The sequence below is a fragment of the Streptomyces cyslabdanicus genome, assembly GCF_052663305.1.
In genome coordinates, this window is the sequence record NZ_JBQRUW010000045.1 from 54,226 (window position 1) to 74,795 (window position 20,570).

20 protein-coding genes are annotated in these 20,570 nt (G+C 72.8%); 14 read left to right on the plus strand and 6 right to left on the minus strand.

The features are described 5' to 3' along the window. The first annotated feature begins 79 nt into the window (after nt 1–79). The 10 genes from paaN to paaE all read left to right on the plus strand — a co-directional run bounded on the left by paaN (nt 80) and on the right by paaE (nt 9,382). Entirely contained in the window at nt 80–1,792 is a 1,713-nt protein-coding gene (gene paaN / locus ACTYVM_RS26580) for a phenylacetic acid degradation protein PaaN (RefSeq protein ID WP_445528381.1), read from the plus strand. After that, nucleotides 1,785–3,008: a thiolase family protein gene (locus ACTYVM_RS26585; protein ID WP_445528382.1), complete on the plus strand. Its 1,224-nt coding sequence runs from the start codon at nt 1,785–1,787 to the stop codon at nt 3,006–3,008. Before paaN ends, ACTYVM_RS26585 begins: the two co-directional genes overlap by 8 nt. Then, nucleotides 3,005–3,757 carry an enoyl-CoA hydratase/isomerase family protein gene (locus ACTYVM_RS26590; protein WP_445528383.1) on the plus strand — a complete coding sequence of 251 codons (753 nt, stop codon included), beginning with the start codon at nt 3,005–3,007 and terminating at the stop codon, nt 3,755–3,757. The genes ACTYVM_RS26585 and ACTYVM_RS26590 overlap by 4 nt, the downstream gene beginning before the upstream one ends. Further along, entirely contained in the window at nt 3,754–4,614 is an 861-nt protein-coding gene (locus tag ACTYVM_RS26595) for a 3-hydroxyacyl-CoA dehydrogenase family protein (RefSeq protein ID WP_400035830.1), read from the plus strand. The genes ACTYVM_RS26590 and ACTYVM_RS26595 overlap by 4 nt, the downstream gene beginning before the upstream one ends. Continuing rightward, nucleotides 4,605–5,456, plus strand: a complete 852-nt coding sequence (locus ACTYVM_RS26600; RefSeq protein WP_445528384.1) for an enoyl-CoA hydratase/isomerase family protein — start codon at nt 4,605–4,607, stop codon at nt 5,454–5,456. Before ACTYVM_RS26595 ends, ACTYVM_RS26600 begins: the two co-directional genes overlap by 10 nt. 106 nt (nt 5,457–5,562) lie before the next feature. Further along, nucleotides 5,563–6,576 (plus strand): 1,2-phenylacetyl-CoA epoxidase subunit PaaA, encoded by a 1,014-nt coding sequence (gene paaA / locus ACTYVM_RS26605; protein WP_445528385.1) that lies wholly within the window; start codon nt 5,563–5,565, stop codon nt 6,574–6,576. Continuing rightward, nucleotides 6,573–6,875, plus strand: coding sequence for a 1,2-phenylacetyl-CoA epoxidase subunit PaaB (paaB, locus tag ACTYVM_RS26610; RefSeq protein ID WP_225080350.1), 303 nt, complete (start codon nt 6,573–6,575; stop codon nt 6,873–6,875). The genes paaA and paaB overlap by 4 nt, the downstream gene beginning before the upstream one ends. Nucleotides 6,876–6,888: 13 nt before the next feature. Further along, a complete protein-coding gene (gene paaC, locus ACTYVM_RS26615; protein ID WP_445528386.1) occupies nt 6,889–7,755 on the plus strand; it encodes a 1,2-phenylacetyl-CoA epoxidase subunit PaaC in 867 nt (288 codons plus the stop codon). After that, nucleotides 7,749–8,261: a 1,2-phenylacetyl-CoA epoxidase subunit PaaD gene (gene paaD, locus ACTYVM_RS26620; RefSeq protein ID WP_445528387.1), complete on the plus strand. Its 513-nt coding sequence runs from the start codon at nt 7,749–7,751 to the stop codon at nt 8,259–8,261. Before paaC ends, paaD begins: the two co-directional genes overlap by 7 nt. After that, nucleotides 8,261–9,382 (plus strand): 1,2-phenylacetyl-CoA epoxidase subunit PaaE, encoded by a 1,122-nt coding sequence (gene paaE, locus ACTYVM_RS26625; RefSeq protein WP_445528388.1) that lies wholly within the window; start codon nt 8,261–8,263, stop codon nt 9,380–9,382. The genes paaD and paaE overlap by 1 nt, the downstream gene beginning before the upstream one ends. A 22-nt stretch (nt 9,383–9,404) precedes the next feature. Here paaE and ACTYVM_RS26630 read toward each other — a convergent pair whose 3' ends face one another. The 5 genes from ACTYVM_RS26630 to ACTYVM_RS26650 all read right to left on the minus strand — a co-directional run bounded on the left by ACTYVM_RS26630 (nt 9,405) and on the right by ACTYVM_RS26650 (nt 16,239). After that, entirely contained in the window at nt 9,405–10,079 is a 675-nt protein-coding gene (locus ACTYVM_RS26630; RefSeq protein ID WP_445528389.1) for an adenosylcobinamide amidohydrolase, read from the minus strand. Between the two features lie 493 nt (nt 10,080–10,572). Beyond that, nucleotides 10,573–11,826, minus strand: a complete 1,254-nt coding sequence (locus ACTYVM_RS26635; RefSeq protein WP_445528390.1) for an NAD(P)/FAD-dependent oxidoreductase — start codon at nt 11,824–11,826, stop codon at nt 10,573–10,575. Then, nucleotides 11,823–13,259 carry an NAD(P)/FAD-dependent oxidoreductase gene (locus ACTYVM_RS26640; protein ID WP_445528391.1) on the minus strand — a complete coding sequence of 479 codons (1,437 nt, stop codon included), beginning with the start codon at nt 13,257–13,259 and terminating at the stop codon, nt 11,823–11,825. Before ACTYVM_RS26640 ends, ACTYVM_RS26635 begins: the two co-directional genes overlap by 4 nt. Beyond that, nucleotides 13,256–14,689, minus strand: coding sequence for an FGGY family carbohydrate kinase (locus tag ACTYVM_RS26645; protein ID WP_445528392.1), 1,434 nt, complete (start codon nt 14,687–14,689; stop codon nt 13,256–13,258). Before ACTYVM_RS26645 ends, ACTYVM_RS26640 begins: the two co-directional genes overlap by 4 nt. Further along, the gene (locus ACTYVM_RS26650; protein ID WP_445528393.1) at nt 14,686–16,239 is read right to left on the minus strand and encodes an APC family permease; all 1,554 of its coding nucleotides are present in this window, start codon (nt 16,237–16,239) and stop codon (nt 14,686–14,688) included. Before ACTYVM_RS26650 ends, ACTYVM_RS26645 begins: the two co-directional genes overlap by 4 nt. A 400-nt stretch (nt 16,240–16,639) precedes the next feature. On the opposite strand from ACTYVM_RS26650, the gene ACTYVM_RS26655 reads away from it, so the two are divergent. Then, nucleotides 16,640–17,401: a DeoR/GlpR family DNA-binding transcription regulator gene (locus tag ACTYVM_RS26655; RefSeq protein ID WP_445528394.1), complete on the plus strand. Its 762-nt coding sequence runs from the start codon at nt 16,640–16,642 to the stop codon at nt 17,399–17,401. A 103-nt stretch (nt 17,402–17,504) separates the two neighbouring features. Here the strand turns inward: ACTYVM_RS26655 and ACTYVM_RS26660 are convergent, their stop codons facing one another. Beyond that, nucleotides 17,505–17,885, minus strand: a complete 381-nt coding sequence (locus ACTYVM_RS26660; protein ID WP_445528395.1) for a DUF2511 domain-containing protein — start codon at nt 17,883–17,885, stop codon at nt 17,505–17,507. Between the two features lie 346 nt (nt 17,886–18,231). Between ACTYVM_RS26660 and ACTYVM_RS26665 the strand changes: the two genes are divergently transcribed. From ACTYVM_RS26665 to ACTYVM_RS26675, 3 genes are all read left to right on the plus strand, one after another. Beyond that, on the plus strand, nt 18,232–19,653 hold the full coding sequence (locus ACTYVM_RS26665; RefSeq protein ID WP_445528396.1) for an amino acid permease: 1,422 nt from the start codon (nt 18,232–18,234) through the stop codon (nt 19,651–19,653). Between the two features lie 407 nt (nt 19,654–20,060). Beyond that, complete coding sequence (locus tag ACTYVM_RS26670) at nt 20,061–20,246, plus strand: DUF6233 domain-containing protein (protein ID WP_445528397.1); 186 nt, start codon at nt 20,061–20,063, stop codon at nt 20,244–20,246. Between the two features lie 41 nt (nt 20,247–20,287). Beyond that, the gene (locus ACTYVM_RS26675) at nt 20,288–20,545 is read left to right on the plus strand and encodes a DNA ligase-like domain-containing protein (protein ID WP_445528398.1); all 258 of its coding nucleotides are present in this window, start codon (nt 20,288–20,290) and stop codon (nt 20,543–20,545) included. The last annotated feature ends 25 nt before the right edge of the window (nt 20,546–20,570 follow it).

A 20,570-nucleotide genomic window follows, 5' to 3' on the forward strand; every position in this document is an offset into this window, starting at 1 on the left:
TGTACCGACCGAACATTCGGTTAGCGTCGGCAAAGCCAAGTAATCAAGCATCACCACTGCCTGTCAAGAGGTGGACCGCATGCCCCACACCACTCCCGAGCCTGTCGACTTCTTCGCCCGCCACCGAGAACTGCTGGAGACGGCGGTCGCGGCCACCGGGAGCCGGGACCACTGGACTCCGTACCCGGAGTCGCCCAGCAAGTCGGTGTACGGAGAGGAGGCACCGAAGCTCGGTGAGGCCGCCTTCCGGGACCAGCTGGGCAAGCAGTTCGAGCTGCCCGGGCACCCCGGTGAGGGGACCGTGCGGGCCGCCGAGACCTCCCCCTACGGCTTTGCGCTCGACATCGGCTACCCCCACGTCGCGCCCGAGGAGGCGGTGGCCGCCGCCAAGGCCGCCACGGGTCCGTGGCGCGAGGCGGACCCCGATGTACGCGCCGGCGTCGCCGTCGAGATCCTGGCCCGGCTGAACGCCGCGAGCTTCGAGAACGCGCACGCCGTGCAGCACACCACCGGACAGGCCTTCGTCATGGCGTTCCAGGCGGGCGGCCCGCACGCGCAGGACCGCGGCCTGGAGGCCGTCGCCTACGCCTGGGCGGAGCAGAAGCGGCACCCGCGCTCGGCGCGCTGGACCAAGCCCCAGCGCAAGGGCGGGGCGCTGGTGATGGACAAGAAGTTCACGCCGGTCGGACGCGGAGTCTCGCTGCTGATCGCCTGCAACACCTTCCCCACCTGGAACGGCTATCCGGGCCTGTTCGCCAGCCTGGTCACCGGCAACCCCGTGGTCGTCAAGCCGCACCCGGGCGCCGTGCTGCCGCTGGCGCTCACCGTGCGCACCGCCCGCGAGGTCCTGAGCGAGGCCGGCTTCCACCCCGATCTCGTGATCCTGGCCGCCGAGGAACCCGGGGAGCGGACCGCGGGCTTCCTCGCGCTCCACCCGGACGTGCGCCTCATCGACTTCACCGGCTCCACGGAGTTCGGCGACTGGCTCGAGACCAACGCCCGCCAGGCCGCCGTGTACACCGAGAAGGCGGGTCTGAACACGGTCGTCCTGGACTCCACCGACGACTACCGGGGGTTGCTGGGCAACCTCGCGTTCTCGCTGTCCCTGTACAGCGGGCAGATGTGCACCACCCCGCAGAACCTGCTGATCCCCCGCGCCGGCATCGCCACCGACCAGGGCGTCAGGAGCGCCGACGAGTTCGCCGCCGATCTGGGGACCGCGCTGGACAAGCTGCTCGGCGACCCGGCCCGGGCGGCCGGCACGCTGGGCGCCATCGTCAACGACGGCGTGCTGGACCGGCTGGAGAAGGCGGCGGCGGTGGGCACCACGGTGCACGCCTCGCAGCCGGTGGAGCACCCCGACCACCCGAGGGCCACCGTCCGTACGCCGCTGGTGGCGCGCCTGGACGCGGAGGCGGACGAAGAGACGTACACCCGCGAGTGGTTCGGGCCCGTCTCGTTCGTCATCGCCACCGACTCCACCGAGCACAGCCTGCGGATCTTCCGTGAGACGGTACGCGCCCACGGCGCGCTGACCGCCGCCGTGCACTCCACGAGCGAGGAGGTCCTCGCCGCCGCCGAGTCGGCGGCCCTGGACGCCGGGGTGCACCTGTCGGAGAACCTCACCGGCCAGGTCTTCGTCAACCAGTCCGCCGCGTTCAGCGACTTCCACGGCAGTGCAGCCAACCCCGCGGCCAGCGCCACCCTGTCCGACCCCGCGTTCGTCACCGGCCGCTTCGCGACGCTCCAGTCGCGCCGCCCCGTCGCCACCGAGGAGAGCACCCATGCCTGACGAGGTCTATCTGATCGACGGGGCCCGCACCCCGCAGGGCCGCTACGGCGGCGCCCTGGCCTCCGTACGCCCCGACGACCTGGCGGCGCTGGTGGTCGGTGAGGCCGTCCGCCGTGCCGCGATCCCGGCCGAGGCCGTGGACGAGGTGATCCTGGGCGCCGCCAACCAGGCCGGTGAGGACAACCGCGACGTGGCGCGCATGGCCGTGCTGCTCGCCGGGCTCCCGCACACCGTGCCCGGCTACACCGTCAACCGGCTGTGCGCCTCGGGCCTGACCGCGGTCGCCTCGGCGGCCCAGGCGATCCGGTCCGGTGAGGCCGACCTGATCGTGGCGGGCGGCGTGGAGTCGATGACCCGGGCCCCGTGGGTGATGGCGAAGCCGGGCACCCCGTGGGCCAAGCCGGGCGAGGTGCACGACACGTCCCTGGGCTGGCGCTTCACCAACCCGCGCTTCGCGGCCGCCGACCGCGCGGTGCCCGCCGGGGCGGGTCCGGACACGGTGAAAACGACCTTGTCGATGGGCGAGACGGCCGAGGAGGTCGCCGCCCTCGACGGCATCACCCGCGCCGACTCCGACGCCTTCGCGCTGCGCAGCCACCAGCGGGCCGTCGCCGCGCAGGAGGCCGGGCACTTCGACCGCGAGATCGTCCCGGTCCCGGTGAAGGACGGCCTGGTGGAGCGCGACGAGGGACCGCGCCCGTCGACGACGCTGGAGAAGCTGGGCTCCCTGCGCACCATCTTCCGCAAGGACGGCATCGTCACCGCGGGCTCGGCCTCCCCGCTGTCCGACGGGGCGGCGGCCCTGGTCGTGGCGAGCGCGGCGGCCGTCGACCGGTACGGGCTCACCCCGCGCGCCCGCGTCGTCACCTCCGCCTCGGCCGGGGTGCAGCCCCACCTCATGGGCCTCGGCCCGGTTCCCGCCACACAGAAGGCACTGGACCGCGCCGGCTGGCAGACCGCAGACCTGGACGCCGTCGAGCTCAACGAGGCGTTCGCCGCGCAGGCGCTGGCCGTCGTACGCCGGCTCAAGCTCGACGAGGACAGGGTCAACGCGGACGGCGGCGCCATCGCGCTCGGCCACCCGCTGGGCTGCTCGGGCGCCCGCATCCTGCTCACGCTGCTCGGCCGCCTGGAGCGCGAGGACACCCGCCGGGGCCTGGCGACGCTGTGCGTGGGCGTGGGCCAGGGCGTGGCGATGCTGGTGGAGCGGGTATGAGCGCGGACGCCTACGAGACGCTGCTCGTCGAGGAGCGTGCGGACCGGGTCGTGGTGACCCTGCACCGCCCCGAGGCGCGCAACGCGATCAGCGGGCTCATGATCCGTGAACTGCACGCGGTCTGCGACCTGCTGGAGGACGATCCGAAGCTGCTGCTGCTCACCGGCCACGGCAACGTGTTCGCGGGCGGCGCCGACATCGCGGAGCTGCTGCGGCGGGGCCGGGACGAGGCGCTGCGGGGGATCAACAGCCGCCTGTTCGAACGGGTGCGCAGGCTGCCGATGCCGACCGTGGCCGCCGTCGACGGCTGGGCACTGGGCGGCGGGGCCGAGCTGTCCTACGCCTGCGACATCCGTATCGCGGGACCCGACGCCGTCTTCGGCAATCCGGAGCCGGGGCTCGGCATCCTGGCGGCGGCCGGGGCGTGCTGGCGGCTTCCGGAGCTGGTCGGCGAGTCGGTCGCCAAGCAGGTGCTGCTGGCCGGGCGGAACCTGGACGCGCGGGCGGCCCTGGCCGCGGGTCTGGTCATCGACGTCGTGCCCGCGGAGGATCTGCTGGACGAGGCGCACGCGCTGCTGGACCGCATGGCGCGGTCCTCGGCCACGGCGCTGCGTCTGACGAAGCTCGTCGTCGACGCGCCGGGCGCGCACCCGGTCGCCGACGACCTGGCGCAGGCCGTGCTCTTCGAGGGTCAGGACAAGCAGGACCGCATGACGCGTTTTCTGGAGAAGAAGAGGAGCAAGGCATGAGCAGTGCGAGCGTGCCCGCCGTCGTCGGTGTGATCGGCGGCGGCCGGATGGGGGCCGGCATCGCGCAGTCGTTCGCGGCCGCCGGCTCGTCGGTGACCGTCGTGGAGAGCGGCGCGCAGGCCGCGGCCGCAGCCGTGGACCGGGTCGCCACCGGACTGCGGCGGGCCGCCGAGCGCGGCCGGCTGGCCGAGCCCGCCGAGCAGGTGCTCGCCCGGGTCACGACCGTGGAGTCCGTGGACGGGCTGGCGCCGGGCACCGAACTGGTCGTCGAGGCCGTGCCCGAGAACGCGGCGCTGAAGGCCGGGCTGCTCGCCGCGGCCGAGGCGGCGGTGGACGACACGACCGTGCTGGCCACCAACACCAGCTCCCTGTCGGTCACCGAACTGGCGGCGGCGCTGAAGGCGCCGGGGCGCTTCCTGGGCATGCACTTCTTCAACCCCGTGCCCGCCTCCGAACTGGTCGAGATCGTCGTGGCACCGGACACCTCGCCCGAGGTCGTACGGGCCGCCCTGGACTGGACCCACGCGCTGGGCAAGAAGGACGTCGTCGTCAAGGACTCCCCCGGCTTCGCCAGCAGCCGTCTCGGCCTGGCGCTCGGCCTGGAGGCGATCCGCATGGTCGAGGAGGGGGTGGCGGAGCCGGAGGCGATCGACGACGCGATGAGCCTCGGCTACAAGCACCCGATGGGGCCGCTGCGCCTCACCGACCTGGTCGGACTCGACGTCCGCCTGGCCATCGCCGAGTACCTGCACGCCACGCTCGGGGAGCGGTTCGCCCCGCCGCAGCTGCTGCGCGACAAGGTCGCCCGGGGCGAACTGGGCCGCAAGTCGGGACAGGGGTTCTACACATGGCAGTGACGCCGCCGGAAGCGGCCACGCCCGACGCGGCGGGGCAGAGTGTCGGCTACCGCGTCGAGGACGGCGTCGCGATCGTCGAACTGCGCAGGCCGGCCGCGGGCAACGCGCTCGACGCGGCCCTGCGGTCCGGGCTGCTGGCCGCCGTCCGCCGGGTGGCCGGTGCCAGTGACGGTGAGGGTGACGGCGAGCCGGTCCGCGCGGTGCTGCTGACCGCCCAGGGCCGGAACTTCTGCGTCGGACAGGACCTCAAGGAGCACGCCGAGGCCCTCGAACACGGCCCGGCGTCGGCGTTCGCCGTGGTGCGCGCCGAGTACAACCCGCTGGTGGAGGCGCTGCACGCGCTGCCCCAGCCGGTGGTCGTGGCGGTCGAGGGCGCGTGCGTCGGGGCTGGACTGGGTCTCGCGCTGTGCGCCGATGTGCGGGTGGCGTCGCAGGGCGCGCGGTTCTCGACCGCGTTCACCGGAATCGGCCTGGCCGCCGACAGCGGTCTGAGCCTGTCGCTTGCCCAGGCGGTCGGCCCGTCGCGCGCCGCCGCCCTCATGCTGCTCGGCGACCGCCTCGACGCCGGGGACGCACAGCTGATGGGGCTGGTGCACCGGGTCGTGCCCGACGGGCAGGCGGCGGCCGAGGCTCTGGCGCTGGCCAGGCGGCTGGCGGCCGGGCCCACCGCCGCGTACGGCGAGGTCAAGGCGTTGCTGCGGGAAGCGGCGGCCGGGGCGGGGCTGAGCGCGGTCCTGGAGCGGGAGGCGGTGGCCCAGGAGCGTCTGGGCGCCACCGACGACCACCGCGGCGCCGTGCGGTCCTTCCTCGCCAAGCAGAAGCCGTCCTTCGAGGGCCGCTGAGCAGGGGCCAGTGAGTACAGGGTCACCGGGATCCAGGGGTTGCCGGGGCCGGAAAAATTCGACAGACTATTACCCGAACGAATGGTCGGTAGGGAAGCTGGTATCGATGACCACGTCACACGGCGCAGTGTCGAGCGGCGACAGCGCGGAGCAACGGCTCCAGGAGCAGTTCGACGCGACGATCGCCAAGGACCAGCGGATCGAGCCCCGGGACTGGATGCCCGAGGGCTACCGCAGGACGCTGATCCGGCAGATCGCGCAGCACGCCCACTCGGAGATCATCGGGATGCAACCCGAGGGTGAGTGGATCACCAGGGCCCCCTCGCTGCGCCGCAAGGCCATCCTCTTCGCGAAGGTCCAGGACGAGGCCGGGCACGGCCTGTACCTGTACTCGGCGGCCGAGACCCTGGGCGCCGACCGCGCGGACCTCACCGACCGCCTCATCGAGGGCCGGCAGAAGTACTCGTCGATCTTCAACTACCCGACGCCGACCTTCGCGGACGTCGGCGTGATCGGCTGGTTCGTCGACGGCGCGGCGATCTGCAACCAGGTGCCGCTGTGCCGCAGCTCGTACGGCCCCTACGCCCGCTCCATGGTGCGGATCTGCAAGGAGGAGTCGTTCCACCAGCGGCAGGGCTACGAGCTGCTGATGACGATGATGCGCGGTACCGACGCCCAGCGCGAGATGGTGCAGGACGCCGTGAACCGCTGGTGGTGGCCGTCCCTGATGATGTTCGGCCCGCCCGACGGCGACTCCCCCAACTCCGCGGCCTCGATGGCCTGGAAGATCAAGCGGCACAGCAACGACGAACTGCGCCGGCGGTTCGTCGACATGACGGTCCCGCAGGCCGAGAAGCTGGGCGTCACCCTGCCCGACCCCGCGCTGCGCTGGAACGAGGAGCGCGGCCGGCACGACTTCGGCACCCCCGACTGGTCCGAGCTCAAGCGGGTGATCAGCGGCGACGGGCCGTGCAACGAGCAGCGTGTGGCACGGCGCAAGGCCGCGCACGAGGACGGCGCCTGGGTGCGTGAAGCGGCGTCCGCGCACGCGGCCAAGCGGGCCGCCGGGACCGGGGCCACCCCGGGCACCCGGAACAACGAGGAAGGAACGGCGGCATGAGCAACACCGAGGGTACGAAGGACAGCTGGCCGCTGTACGAGGTGTTCGTCCGCGGCAAGCGCGGCCTGAACCACGTGCACGTCGGCTCGCTGCACGCGGCCGACGACGCCATGGCGCTCAGCCACGCCCGCGACCTGTACACCCGGCGCAACGAGGGCGTGAGCATCTGGGTGGTGCGCTCGGAGCACATAGCCGCCTCCACCCGCGACGAGAAGGACCCGTTCTTCGCGCCCAGCGCCGACAAGGTCTACCGCCACCCCACCTTCTACGACATCCCCGACGATGTCCCCCACATCTAGGAGCAGGACGGACATGAGCGACGTCACCGACGACCACGTCTACCTGTCCCTGGCCGCGGACCACGGGGAGTCGGACGCCCGCTGGGCCTTCGGCACCGGATTCGAGGACCCGCTGCACGGCGTCGACACCACCGTGCCGGACACGGTCGAGCCCGCCGGGCTGGCCGCGTACTGCCTCGCCCTCGGGGACGACGCCCTGGTCGGGGCGCAGCGACTGGCCGAGTGGTGCACCCGGGCCCCGGAGCTGGAGGAGGAGGTCGCGCTGGCCAACATCGGCCTCGACCTGCTCGGCCAGGCGCGGCTGTTGTACGCGCGCGCCGGCCAGGTCGACGGCACCGGCCGGGACGAGGACGCCTACGCCTACTTCCGGGACGCGGCGGACTTCCGCAACGTCCGGCTCGCCGAACTCCCCAACGGCGACTTCGCGTTCTCCGTCACCCGGCTGCTGATCCTGTCCTGCTGGCGCCTGGCCGTCTTCCAGCGGCTCGCCGCCACCACGCAGGACCCGGTCCTGAAGGCGATCGCGGCCAAGGGCGTCAACGAGCTCGCCTACCACCGGCAGTTCGCGGCGGACTGGGTGGTGCGCCTGGGTGACGGCACGGAGGAGTCCCACCGGCGGATGCGGGCGGCGCTGGCCGCCGTCGGCCGGTACACGGCCGAACTCTTCGAGCCCCGGCCGGGCTTCGGCGTCGACCCGGCGGACGTGCGGGAGGAGACGACCGCGGTACTGCGGCAGGTTCTCGACGCCGCTGGTCTTGAGCTGCCCGAGGCCGAGGCCCTGCCCGGTCAGGGCAGGGAGGGCGACCACACCGAGCATCTGGCCCCCCTGCTGGAGGAGTTGCAGAGCGTGGCCCGCGCGCACCCGGAGGCGACATGGTGAGCGCACTGGACGAGCGGCGCGCGCGGCACGTGGCCGAGCAGGTCCCGGACCCGGAGCTGCCCATGCTCACCCTGGCCGACCTCGGCGTGCTGCGCACCGTCGAGCTCCGGCCGGACGGCACGGTCGTCGCCGGGCTGACCCCCACCTACTCCGGCTGTCCCGCGATGGCGGAGATGCGCGCCGACGTGGCCGCGCGGCTGCGTGCGGCCGGATTCACGCAGGTGGAGATCCGCACGGTCCTCGACCCGCCGTGGACGACGGACTGGATCACCGCGGAGGGCCGGCGCAAGCTCACCGAGGCGGGCATCGCACCGCCCGGCAGCGCGCCCCGGCGGGCCGGCGGCCCCGTGCCGCTGGAGCTGTCCGCCACCCGGCGCACGGTGGCGTGCCCCCGCTGCGGTTCGTCGGACACCGAGGAGACGTCCCGCTTCGCCGCCACCTCCTGCAAGGCACTGTGGCGCTGCCGCAGCTGTCTTGAGCCGTTCGAGTACGTCAAGGAGATCTGATGGCCCCGACCACCACGACGGAGACCGACGCGTCCGCCGCCCCCGCGCGGCGGCGCCGCCGTCCGGCCTTCCACCCGCTGCGGGTCGCCGCGGTGCAGCCGCTGTGCGCGGACGCGGCCGCCGTCAGTTTCGACGTGCCCGAGGAGCTGGCGCAGGAGTTCGCCTACCGTCCGGGCCAGTCGCTCACGCTGCGCCGCGAGGTCGACGGGCGCGAAGAGCGCCGGTCGTACTCCATCTGCTCCCCCGTCGGCGCCCGCCCGCGCATCGGTGTGCGGGTGGTGCCCGGCGGCCTGTTCTCCTCCTGGCTGGTCGACGAGGTCCGCCCCGGCGACACCATCGAGGTGATGGCCCCCACCGGCGCCTTCACCCCCGACCTCGCCGAACCGGGCCACCACGTCCTGATCGCCGCCGGCTCCGGCATCACCCCGATGCTGTCCATCGCCGAGTCCGTCCTGGCCGCCGACTCCCGTTCCCGGGTCACCCTCTTCTACGGCAACCGCCGTACGGACACGGTGATGTTCGCCGACGAGCTCGCCGACCTGAAGGATCTCTACCCCACCCGCTTCCAGCTCGGGCACGTCCTGTCCCGCGAGCCGCGCGAGGCCGAACTCCTGTCGGGGCGTCTGGACGCCGAGCGCCTGGCCGCGCTCATCGACGGGCTCGTCGACGTGAAGAGCGCGGACCACTGGTGGCTGTGCGGCCCGCACGGCATGGTCCGGGACGCGCAGAAGCTGCTCGGGGACCTCGGGGTCCCGGCGGACCGCGTCCACCAGGAACTGTTCTTCGCCGACGACGAGCCGATCCGCGCCGTCCGCCACGAGGAGGACGCCACCGGCGACGGCCCGGTCAGCCAGGTCACCATCACGCTCGACGGCCGCTCCACCACGTCCCCGCTCTCCCGGGAGACGACGATCCTGGACGGGGCGACGCGGGTGCGTCCGGACCTGCCCTTCGCCTGCAAGGGCGGCGTGTGCGGCACCTGCCGCGCCCTGGTCACCGACGGTGAGGCCGACATGCGCCGCAACTACGCGCTGGAGCCCTCCGAGGTGGACGCCGGGTACGTGCTGACCTGCCAGTCGTTCCCCGTCTCCGACTCCCTGACCGTCGACTTCGACAGCTGACGCACAGTCGCCTGCCCGCTCCTCAGTCCCCCGGAGCGGGCAGGGCCGCACGCACCGCGCCGTGCACGGCGCGTGCCAGGCGGGCGCCCCACAGCGAGCGCGGTCCTGCGAAGGCGTGGAGTTCGTCGTCGGTGCGCGGGGTGCGGGCGGCCACGCACACGGCGTCGGTGGGGGTGCCGGAGCAGTCGTAGCCCGCCTCAAGGAGCGCCTGCACCTTGGCCTCGGTCGCGGTGACGACGGCGTTGACCAGTGCGGCGTCCGAGAGGGCGGCCGGAATCGCGGCGACGACGTTGATCGTGCCGGGTGCGCTCGGGCCGGTCGTCCCCGCCGCCGGGGAAGCGGCCCATCCCCGCACCCGGACCCCGGCGGTGGCGACCGCGGTGGCGCCGCCGTCGCCGGCGCTGCCGAGAGCCGTGATGTCGGCGGCGGTCATCAGTCCCACTCCCGCGCCGTGCAGACCGGCCGCCTCGGCCAGGTCGGCGAGGTGGCGTTCGGGGTCGGTGCGCCGATAGCCGTGGGCTACCTGAGCGTTGAGGACCCAGCCGCGCTCTCCGATGCCGCCGCCGAGCACGGCGTTGCTGATCATCCGCCATCCCGGGCCGGCGGGCCACAGCAGCGCGGGCAGCCGCTGCCCGTCCTCCGTACGGGTCAGCAGGCGCGGGGCCGGCAGACCGGCGGGCGCGACGACGGAGGTCACGGGCTCGGAACTCCTTGCGGACGGGACGGGCCCGCTGATGCTACGCGCAGGCGCCCCGGGACGCCGGACCGGGTCCGGGTCCCGCCTCCCGCACGCCCGCGCCTGGGCGCGGCCCCGCGACCTCGGTCAGAACCTGGGCTGCGGGGCCCGGCTCTCGACCAGTTCCGCGGCCTCCTTCGGGGTCGCGACGGAGGGCGGGGAGCCCCCTGGACCAGCCGGAAGAGGATCAGCAGGGTCGGGGCACAGAAGCCGATCGCGGCGTAGGAGGGGATCAGGCCGATGGCGAACGTGCCGATCGCCATCATGATCATGGTCAGGGCGAGGACCCTTGACGGTGATGTCCGTGCGCCGCATGGGTCTCCTCTCTCCCGGGCGTCCTCTGGGCGCGCGGACGTCCATGGGACCGCTTGCTCGCTCAGGGCAGTAGCAAACGGTTCGCCCGGGAGAGAGCGACATTCACCACCCGGGCACCGCGGTGCCCGGGCGGCCGGGATCAGTGCAGGCCGATGTGGACCGGACCTCCGGTGGGCGAGACGTCGTCGAGCAGGGCGGCGGGCACGCGGAAGACGCGGCCGGGGGCGGCGGGCCAGGCGAGGGTGCGGCGGGCGAGGGTCCGTCCGTCCTGGCGGACGGTCACCTTGGGGAAGCGGACGAGCTCGTCGGTCCACAGCAGCAGGCGCCCCCGGGCGGGTGCGGGGTCGTTCGGCCGCAGGAGCTGCGGGGAGATCCAGCGGAAGGGGGCGTCGGCGATCAGGCGGACGCCCTCGGCCGGCCGGTCCTCGCCGTTCAGGTGGTGGACGACCTGCTGGGCGACGTGCCTGCCGTCGAGTGCGGCGACGTCGGCGGTGTCGACGGGGTGCAGCAGATTGCCGGCGGCGAAGACGCCGGGGCGGCTGGTGCGCAGCGCGGTGTCGGTGAGGGGGCCGAGGGTGCCTTCGTCGAGGGTGATGCCGGCGGCGCGGACGAGTTCGTGGTCGGGGATCCAGTCGCCGGTGAAGACGACGGTGTCGCAGGCGACCGTGCGGCGCCGGCCGGTGTCGAGGTGCTCGATCTCCACGGCCTGGCAGCGCCCCTTGCCGATGACGCGGGTGACGCGGGTGCGGGTGGCGACGGGGACGCGCAGGACGGTGCGTCCGGCCGCGTTGAAGGCGGCATAGGACTCCGCCTTCGGGTACTGGCTGACCATGAGGGCGGGGGTGCAGCCGGCCTCGCGCAGGGTGACGGCCGCGGACCAGCTGACGAGTTCGCCGCCGACGATGACGGCACGCTTGCCGACGGGCTGGTGGTGCAGGTGGACGAGGTTCTGCAACTGTCCTGTGGTGTAGACGCCGTGGGGGCGGTCGCCGGGGATGCGGCGTGCGGTGCGGGGCCGTTCGCGGGCGCCGGTGGCCAGCACGATGGCGCGCGGCCGGATCCGGTAGCGGCCGTCGGGGCTGGTGACGTCGACGGTGTGCTCGTCGGCCCAGCCGGTGACCATGGTGCGGGTGCGGATCTCCGCTCCGGCCCGGCCGGCCTGCCCTACGAGGTGGCGGGCGTAGGCGGGTCCTGACATCACACGGCGCAGGTCGCGCAGGCCGTAGCCGGTGTGGTCGCTGTGCCGGGGGATGCCGCCGGCGTCCTGCTCGCGGTCGACGACGAGGACGCGGCCGGCCCGGCGTCCGGCCAGTTCGGCCGCGGCGGTCAGGCCCGCGGGTCCGCCGCCGATGATGAGGACGTCGGGTGTGGTCAGGGGCGGCTGGTGGGTCATCGGTTGTCCTTGTGCTGGCTGCGGCAGCCGTCGTGGGTGTGGTGCTTGTCGCGCAGGGCGGCGACGGCGGCGCCGCAGAAGAAGCCCTGGCAGCGGCCGTTCATCGCGCGGGTGCGGCGGCGCAGTCCCTCCAGGCTGCGGGCGGGTACCGGGGCGTGGCAGGCGTCGCGGATCTCGCCCTCGGTGACCCGTTCGCAGAAGCAGACGATGGTGCCGTAGGCGGGGTCGCGGGCGATGAGGTCGGCGTCCTGGTAGGGGCGCTCGGTGGCTTCGCCGATGTTGGGCATCCGCGGTGGTTCCGGCAGGTCCGCGCGCGGGCGCAGGGCCAGGCCGGCCTCCTCCAGCAGGGTGCGGGCGTGTTCGGCGATGGCAATGCCCGCAGTCAGGCCGGTGGAGCGGATCCCGCCGACGAGGAGGTAGCGCTGCTCGGGACTGGCCTCGATGAGGTAGTCGGAGCGGTCGATGGCGGCACGCAGCCCGGCGTAGCTGGCGGTGACCTCTTCGGCCAGCAGGCGCGGCATGAGGCGTTCGCCCTTGGTGAGCAGGAAGTCGAAGCCGTTCTCGGAGGTGGCGGTGTCGGTGCGGTCGGTGAGGTCCTCGGCGGTCGGGCCGAGCATGACGTTGCCGTAGATGGTCGGGGAGATCAGTACGCCCTTGCCCCGGGAGGTGGGCACCGGGAGCACGATCTTGTTCACCATGGGGCGGGTGAGCTTGTCGAAGACGAAGAGTTCACCTCGGCGGGGGGTGACGGTGAAGCGGTCGTGGCCGAAGAGGCGGTCGATGTGGTCGGCGCCCAGACCGGCGGCGTTCACGACCCAGCGGGCCCGTACGTCACCGGCCGGGGTGTGAAGGGTGGTCGCCTCGTCCTCGTCGTCGACACCGGTCACGGCGTGTTGGAGCAGGATCGTGGTGCCGCGCCGGCGGGCGTCGGTGGCCAGGGCGAGGTTCGTGGTCCAGGTGCAGATGATGGACTCGTCCGGCACGGTCAGCCCGCCGAGCACGCCCTCGCCGAGGTCGGGGACCAGCCGGTACACGTCGTCGGCGCCGATGATCCGGCAGCGGTCGTAGCCGTTGGCCTCGGCCTTCTCCTTCAGGCTGGGCAGCGCCTGGAGCTCTTCGTCGTTCCAGGCCACCAGCACGGCGCCGGTGTGCTCGACGGGGATGCCGGTGGCCTTGGCGTAGTCGCTCAGCAGGTGGTAGCCGCGGGCCACCAGGCGGGATTCGAGCGTGCCGGGCTTGGCGTCGAAGCCGGTGTGCAGGATCGCGGTGTTCGCCTTGCTGGTGGCGTCGCCGACGTCGTCGCGGGCGTCGAGCAGCGCGACGCGGACGTCGTGTCCTGACAGTTCGCGGGCGATCGCCGCGCCGACGATGCCTCCGCCGATCACCGCGACGTCGAAGACGTCGTCGTGGGGACGGTGCGGGGTGGCGGTCATGAATGGTCTCCCTCGGCGGCGCAGGCCGTCGCGGCCTGCGCCCATGCGGTACGGAACTCCTCGGCCCGGTCGGCGGACCAGCGGGGTTCGTAGACGGTGGTCGGCTGCCAGTCGCCGACGGCTTCTTCGAGCCCGAGCGCCGGATCGAGGGCGCAGCGGGCCAGTGCGGCCGCCCCCAGGGGGGTGGCGTGGGCGTGGGGGTAGATGTCGACCGGCATCTGCGCGATGTCGGCCTGGGCCTGCATGAGGACGGCGGAGTTGGTCAGTCCGCCGTCCGCGCGCAGTCGGGTCAGGGGCCGGCCGAGGTCCTTGGCGACCAGGGTGCCCAGCTCGGCGACCTGGGCGGCGATGCCCTGGAGCACGGCCAGGACGAGGTGTTCGCGCCGGGTGGCCAGGGTCATGCCGGTGAGGGAGGCGGTGGCCTCCGGTGCCCACCAGGGGGCGGCGAGCCCGGCGAAGGCGGGCACGCACAGCACGCCCTCGGCGTCGGCCGCGGCCAGCGTGTCCAGGTCGGTCGCGGACTGGATGAGCCCGAGGTCCTGGAGCCAGCGCACCGCCGAGGCGACGGTGTAGACCTGGCCGTCCACGCAGTACGGCGTCCGTCCGGCCGCCCGCCAGGCCACCGAGGTGGTCAGGCCCGCGCTGGAGCGCACCGGGTTCAGGCCGGTGTTCGCCAGCAGGAACGCGCCGGTGCCGTACGTGCACTTCGCGGTGCCCGGTTCCAGGCAGCGCTCCGCGACCAGGGCCGCCTGCTGGTCGACGATCAGCCCGGCCACCGGTACCTCCGGGCCGAAGGCCCGGGTGGTGCCGACGACCTCGTCGCAGGCGGCGATGCGGGGCAGCCGCTCGTCGCCGAGCCCGAACAGGTCCAGGAGTTCCCCGTCCCAGGCGGCGGTGTCCAGGTCGAGGACGAGGGAGCGGCTGGCGGTGGAGGCGTCGGTGACGAACTCCCCCGTGAGGTGGTGCACCAGCCAGGTGTCGGTGGTCGTCACCACCCCGTCGCGGGTGAGGTTGCGTCGCAGCCAGGCCATCTTGGGCGCGGAGAAGTACGGGTCGAGGACGAGGCCGGTGCGGCGGGCGATGCTCTCGGCGTGCTCGGACAGCTCGCCGCAGACGCTCTCCGCGCGCCGGTCCTGCCACACGAGCGCCTGGGTCAGGGGCGTCCCGGTGGCCGGGTCCCAGGCCAGGACCGTCTCGCCCTGGTTGGCCAGGGCCACGCAGGCGATCGGACGGCCAGCCGCGCTCACCGCGCGGCGGCCCGCCCTGAGGACGGAGTCGAGCAGTTCGTGCGGGTTCTGCTCGACCCCTCCGCCGTTCAGGTAGGTGGGGCGGACGGTCTCCTCCGCGATGGCGACGGTGCCTTCCTCGGGGTCGACGACGATGGCCTTCGTGCCCGAGGTGCCCTGGTCGATGGCGAGGATCGCGGTCATCGTGCGCCCCCTTCCGCGGCGGGCCCCGTAGACGTCGCGGCCGTCGCGGCCGAGGGGTCGACGGCGTCCAGGGCGCGGTCGACGTCGGCCATGTCCGGCATGGTCAGCCCGTCCCGCCCGCGCCGGAACAGCAGCCCGGCGAAGTAGACGGCGCCGATGGCGAACAGCACGAGTACGTAGGTCCACGGGGCACGGAAGGAAGCGTCCCGGAAGATCAGCAGTTCGTACACCAGCCAGACGCCCGCGACGACCAGCACCGGCACTTCCCAGCGGCCCAGCGAGAAGCCCTGGGACGCGGGCAGGGAACGGCGCTTGATGGCGTACATCGCGACGGTTCCGGCGTAGATGAGGGCGGGCAGCAGGGTTCCGGCGGAGAACAGCTGGAACAGGGCGTCGGTGGAACGGGAGAAGACCGCCAGGATGATCTGCGCGATGAGCATCATGAACACCGAGGCGTTCACGGGTGTGGCGGTGCGCCGGTCGAGGCGCTTGAGGAGCCGCCAGCCGGGGAAGCGCTCGTCGCGGGACATGGCGTAGACCAGGCGGGTGCCGCTGAGGGTGATCACCAGTCCGCAGGAGAAGATCGACACGACGACCAGGACCAGCAGGATCTTGCCGACGACGGAGCCGAGCACCGCGGTGATGACGGTGGCCACGGGAGTGGCCGACGCGCCGACGCCGTCGACCCGGCCGGCCGCCGCGGTGACCGCCACCAGGAACAGGAAGCCGAGCACGCCCAGGGAGAGCACGGCCTGGACCATGGCCTTGGGGATGACGCGGGCCGGGTTCTTGGTCTCCTCGGCCAGGTTGGCCGCCGACTCGAAGCCGACGATGGTGAACGCGCCGAGCAGGAACGCCAGGGCGAACGGTCCGGCCGTGGTGCCGCCGCCCAGGCCGTAGTAGCCGCTCGCGGGGACGGTCCCGGTGTCGAAGAGGTGCCCGAAGTCGAGCTTGCCGGTGAAGGCGCCCACCGCGAACAGCAGCACGGTCAGGGCGATCATGCCGACGAGCTGCACGGTCACGGCCACGCTGTTGACCCGGTGGGTGGTGCGTGTGGAGGCGGCGACGAGGACGGCCTGGAGCAGGACGACGCCGGCGGTGATCACCCAGGCGTTCTGCGTGGTGCCGACGTAGCGGAACAGCTCCGGAAGGATGGTGGAGGCGATCGTGTAGTCGACGGCGACCAGGACCACGCCCAGGAAGGCGAACGAGATCCATCCCATGATCCAGCCCCATACCGGGCCCACGATCCGTGACACCCACTGGTACGAGTAGCCGCTGATCGGGATGCGTGCGGCGAGGGCGCCGAAGACCAGGGCGATGGAGAGCTGACCGATCACGGAGATCGGCCAGGCCCAGATGCCCCGCGGGCCGGAGGTCGCGAGCACCGAGCCGTAGGTGGTGAAGATGCCGGTGGCGATGGAGACGAACCCGAAGGCCACGGCGAACGAGGCGTACCAGCCGAGTTCCCGCGCCATCTGCGGCTTGGGCTCACCCTTGCCGGGGGCGCCTGTTCCTGATCTCTGGGGACCTGATTCTGCCTGTGCCATGACTCTTTTCCCTGCTTAAGAGTGCCCCGCCGTGGAGTGCGAGAGCCAGTGAACGTGAGCAACCGAACTCGGTCGGCTGAGCGGGCACGCCCCGCGCGGGGTCTGCCGGGGCCTGTCCGCTGGGGAGGCGGCGGGCCCGCGATGGTGCCGCGGGACCCTGACCGGAGCGGTCTCGGCAACCCACCCGGTGACCGTTTCTGTGGATTGTTGACCGCGCGTTACTGGAAGTGTGGACCCCTGCCCGGCTGCCGTCAAGGGTTGTTCACCGTGCTCGGGAACACGAGTCGGCAAGGCGGGAGTCGGCACAGGACTGAGGGAGCCCGGCCCGACCCGGCGTCGGCTGACCGTAGAATGCAGTCACAGATCCACAGAAACGGTCACTCATCCAGGGAGGTGGGACGTGCTCGCCGCCGAGCGCCACCGCAGAATCGTCGCCGAGATCGCCCGGCTGAAGTTCGTCACCACCGACGACCTGACCACGCTGCTCGGCGTCTCCCACGAAACGGTCCGCAGGGACCTCGCCCTGCTCGAACGGCGCGGCGAGCTGTCCCGGGTGCACGGCGGCGCCACCAGCGCCCAGGCACCGGTCGGGGAGGAAGCGCCCTTCAGCGAACGCAGCGGCAGCCTCGCCGCGGAGAAGGAGACCATCGGCCGGGCGGCGGCGGCGCTCATCGAGCCGAACCAGACCGTGGTCATCGACGTGGGCACCACGGCCCTGGAGGTGGCGCGCGCGCTGCCGGCCGACCACGCCGGGGTCATCGCCACCCCGTCCCTGCTCGTGGCCGCCGAGGTCAGCACACGCCCCCGGGTGGAGGTCCTGGTCAGCGGCGGACGGCTCAGGGCGGGCGATCTCGCCTGCTCCAACGCCCAGGCGGTGGAGTTCTTCGGCAATCTGCGCGCGGACGCCGTCTTCCTCGGGTCCGGCGGGGTGGCCCCCTACGGCCTCACCGACTTCCACCTCGACGAGGTCGCCACCAAGCGGGCCATGCTCGCCAACGCGTCCCACCGCTATGCGCTGGCCGACTCGAGCAAGTTCGGCCGTACCGCCGCCCACCGCGTGTGCGAGCTGGACGGCTTCGACACCCTCATCACCGACCGGCCCTGCCCGGCCGACCTGCGCACCGCCCTCACCCGGGCCGGCGCCACGGTCGTCGTGGGCTGATCCCCCCGGAGCCCTGCCCGCCCGCGGTGCGGGGGACGGCGAGCCCGGGCCGCCGCCACGGGCGCCAGGGGTGGGGCGCCCGGAGCGGAAGACGGGACCGGAACTACTTGCAGAGCTCCAGGCCGCGGTTGATGACCGCGTCGAGGGAGATGTTCTTGCCCGGGTTGTTGGGGTCGGCGGCCCAGATGGGGTCGGGCCCCGGGTGCTTCTGCCGGGCGCGGCCGTTGAGACCGTAGGTACCTTCGGCGGTGATGAAGGTGACGGCCTGGTCGGCGCAGGCGAGGTTGCCGGAGGCGACGGTGAACGGCCAGGGGGTGATGGTCCGTTCGGTGATGTAGCCCGTCGAGTCGCCGTCGCCCTGGGTGGTGGCGGGCTGGGCGTTGTCGGTGGATTCGCGATGGGCGGTGCCGTTGCCGCCGGTGCAGCCGGCCAGGGCGAGACAACCGAAGGCCGCGGCCGCAAAGGCGGTGACACGGATGCGCATGATCCCCCTTGGACAGGTGATGAGGCTGAAAACAACATCATCGGGCCGGTGAACAACAACGGTAGATGCCATGTCGGCTCTGTGATGGGATCGTGACGGTCAGTTGAGGCGGCAGCGTACGGGCCGGGCCGGCAGGCCGACCTGACGGCAGAGTGCGGCACAGGACGAACAGAGACCGGCACAGGACGATGGGCGGCTCAGGGCGCGCGATGGCTCATCTTTTGCGGTGCCGCACGGAACCATACAGAACAAAAATGTGCGATTTGGTGCGATGCCGGGGCATCGCCGACCATGGGGTCCGTCCCGGCGACCCCGGGCACCAGCTCGAAGAGAGGCGCACCACCCCATGCACGTCACCGGAACCGTCCCGTCGGCTCCGGCACCGCGGGAGACCCCCGCGGCCCCCGCACCCGCAGAGGACCCCACCGGAAGCTCCGGCAGACACGCCCGGCGCTTCGGACTGCCCGTCGCCACCGCCCTGGTCATGGGCAACATCATCGGCGGCGGGATCTTCCTGCTCCCGGCCTCCGTCGCCCCGTACGGCACGGTCAGCCTGGTCGCCTTCGGTGTCCTGACCCTCGGCGCCATCGCCCTCGCGCTGGTCTTCGGCCGCCTCGCGGAGCGGCACCCGCGCACCGGCGGACCCTACGTCTTCGCCCGCGAGGCCTTCGGCGACTTCGCCGGCTTCCTCGCCGCGTGGGCGTACTGGATCACCACCTGGGTGTCGAACGCGGCGCTCGCCGTCGCCGCCGTCGGCTACCTCGACGTACTGATCCCGGTGGGCGGCCACCGCTGGACGGCGTGTCTGGCCGCGCTCGCCCTCCAGTGGCTGCCCGCGCTCGCCAACTTCGCGGGCACCCGGTACGTGGGCGCCGTGCAGTTCGTCGCCACCGTGCTGAAGTTCGTGCCGCTGCTGCTCGTCGCCGTAGGCGGGCTGTTCTTCTTCGACCCGCGCAACCTCGGCCCGTTCCACGCGGGCGGCGGCAGCACGATCGGCGCGGTGTCCGCCGCCGCCGCGATCCTGCTCTTCTCCTACCTGGGCGTGGAGTCCGCGGCAGTCAGCGCGGGCGAGGTCAAGGACGCCCGGCGCAACGTGGGACGGGCCACCGTCATCGGCACCGCGGGCGCGGCGCTCGTCTATCTGCTGGGCACGCTCTCGGTGTTCGGCACGGTGGCGCACGATCGCCTGGTGAAGTCCACCGCGCCCTTCTCGGACGCCGTGAACGCCATGTTCGGCGGCTCCTGGGGCGGCTGGGCCGTCGCGCTCGCCGCGCTGGTGTCGATGACCGGCTGCCTCAACGGCTGGACCCTGCTGAGCGCGCAGACCCCCTACGCCGCGGCCCGGGACGGCCTGTTCCCCGCCGCGTTCGCGCGCCGACGGCGCGGCGTCCCGACCGTCGGCGTCGCCGTCACCGTCGTGCTCGCCTCGCTGCTCACCGTCTACAACTACACGGCGGGTTCGGCGAAGGTCTTCGAGGTCCTGGTCCTCGTCACCACGTTCACCGCGACCGTGCCGTACCTGCTGGCCACCGCCGCGCAGATCTTCCACCTCGTCTCGGGACGGCGCGAACGGGTCGACCGGGCACGCCTGGTGCGCGACGCCGTGGTGGCGGGCGGCGCGGCCGCCTTCTCGCTGTGGCTCGTCGCGGGCGCCGGGTACGCGGCGGTCTACCAGGGCGTGCTGTTCCTGTTCGCGGGCGTCCTCGTCTACGCGGTGATGGCGGCCCGCCGGAACAGGGCTGCAGAGGGCCCCTCGCACATGCTCTGACCTGCGGTTTCTCTCCGACCTGCGGAAACTTCCACGCTTCGGCTCGCGCCAGACCGTTCCGGCCCGCCTCGGGATGGCATCCGTGTTCCCGTGGGAACACCACACGGGAACACGGCAACGCGCGGTGCCCTGACCAGCCCGTACCCCCTCCAGGGCTCCACGGCCCCGCACCGGCCGCCACCTTGGCCGAAGTTAGCGCGCGCCCGTAGGCGGTCGGACGCCGCAGCGGCCTCGGAACATGTGAGCGATGCCGTGCCTTCCCGTCTGGAGCTGCTGCAGTTCGCGCGGCGCGTGGTGATCCAGCAGGCGCGGGCGAGTCTGGCGCAGCTTGACCGGTGGATGGCGGAGGAGGAACGCCAGGAGGTGGAGCGGCGGCGTGGCGGAAAGGCACAGCCGACGCCACCGGAGTGGCTGGTCGAGCACGGGCTGAACCGCCGGAACGTGGTCGCCGTGCATGCCGGGGACCGCTGGACGGTCCGCAACAGCGGGCGGGGCGTGCCAGTGGGCAGGGGCAGGCGCTTGAGGCGCTGCGGCAGCAGGTGCCGGCGTGCTCGCAGTGCCGTCCGGACACGATGCTCGGTTTCCTGGAGTAGCCCGATGGGCGCACCGGGCGTCGGCGGCGGAGGGCGGTCGTGTGGAGTGGCCCGTTCAGATCGCGCTCGCTCAGCCGGTGGCGACGCTGCCGGCTGGGCGGGGCTGGTGGCATGAGATCAAGCTGGATGGTCACCGCACGGTGCTCGGGCGGACGGCCGAGACGGAGCGGTCGCAGGCGCGTTCGGGGCGGGACGTCACCGCCTGGTGGATGGACATTGCGCTGGCCGGGATGGACCTGCCCGCTGGGGTGGTCCTCGATGGCGAGGCGGTTGTCGTGGTGGACGGGCGGATCTCGTAAGGCGTGGTGCCTCCGAGGTTGCGGT

Bases quoted from the DNA above. Each gene is read 5' to 3' on its own strand.
- paaN (WP_445528381.1), top strand. From the start codon at position 80: ATGCCCCACACCACTCCCGAGCCTGTCGACTTCTTCGCCCGCCACCGA.
- ACTYVM_RS26585 (WP_445528382.1), top strand. From the start codon at position 1,785: ATGCCTGACGAGGTCTATCTGATCGACGGGGCCCGCACCCCGCAGGGC.
- ACTYVM_RS26590 (WP_445528383.1), top strand. From the start codon at position 3,005: ATGAGCGCGGACGCCTACGAGACGCTGCTCGTCGAGGAGCGTGCGGAC.
- ACTYVM_RS26595 (WP_400035830.1), top strand. From the start codon at position 3,754: ATGAGCAGTGCGAGCGTGCCCGCCGTCGTCGGTGTGATCGGCGGCGGC.
- ACTYVM_RS26600 (WP_445528384.1), top strand. From the start codon at position 4,605: ATGGCAGTGACGCCGCCGGAAGCGGCCACGCCCGACGCGGCGGGGCAG.
- paaA (WP_445528385.1), top strand. From the start codon at position 5,563: ATGACCACGTCACACGGCGCAGTGTCGAGCGGCGACAGCGCGGAGCAA.
- paaB (WP_225080350.1), top strand. From the start codon at position 6,573: ATGAGCAACACCGAGGGTACGAAGGACAGCTGGCCGCTGTACGAGGTG.
- paaC (WP_445528386.1), top strand. From the start codon at position 6,889: ATGAGCGACGTCACCGACGACCACGTCTACCTGTCCCTGGCCGCGGAC.
- paaD (WP_445528387.1), top strand. From the start codon at position 7,749: ATGGTGAGCGCACTGGACGAGCGGCGCGCGCGGCACGTGGCCGAGCAG.
- paaE (WP_445528388.1), top strand. From the start codon at position 8,261: ATGGCCCCGACCACCACGACGGAGACCGACGCGTCCGCCGCCCCCGCG.
- ACTYVM_RS26635 (WP_445528390.1), bottom strand. From the start codon at position 11,826: ATGACCCACCAGCCGCCCCTGACCACACCCGACGTCCTCATCATCGGC.
- ACTYVM_RS26640 (WP_445528391.1), bottom strand. From the start codon at position 13,259: ATGACCGCCACCCCGCACCGTCCCCACGACGACGTCTTCGACGTCGCG.
- ACTYVM_RS26645 (WP_445528392.1), bottom strand. From the start codon at position 14,689: ATGACCGCGATCCTCGCCATCGACCAGGGCACCTCGGGCACGAAGGCC.
- ACTYVM_RS26650 (WP_445528393.1), bottom strand. From the start codon at position 16,239: ATGGCACAGGCAGAATCAGGTCCCCAGAGATCAGGAACAGGCGCCCCC.
- ACTYVM_RS26660 (WP_445528395.1), bottom strand. From the start codon at position 17,885: ATGCGCATCCGTGTCACCGCCTTTGCGGCCGCGGCCTTCGGTTGTCTC.
- ACTYVM_RS26665 (WP_445528396.1), top strand. From the start codon at position 18,232: ATGCACGTCACCGGAACCGTCCCGTCGGCTCCGGCACCGCGGGAGACC.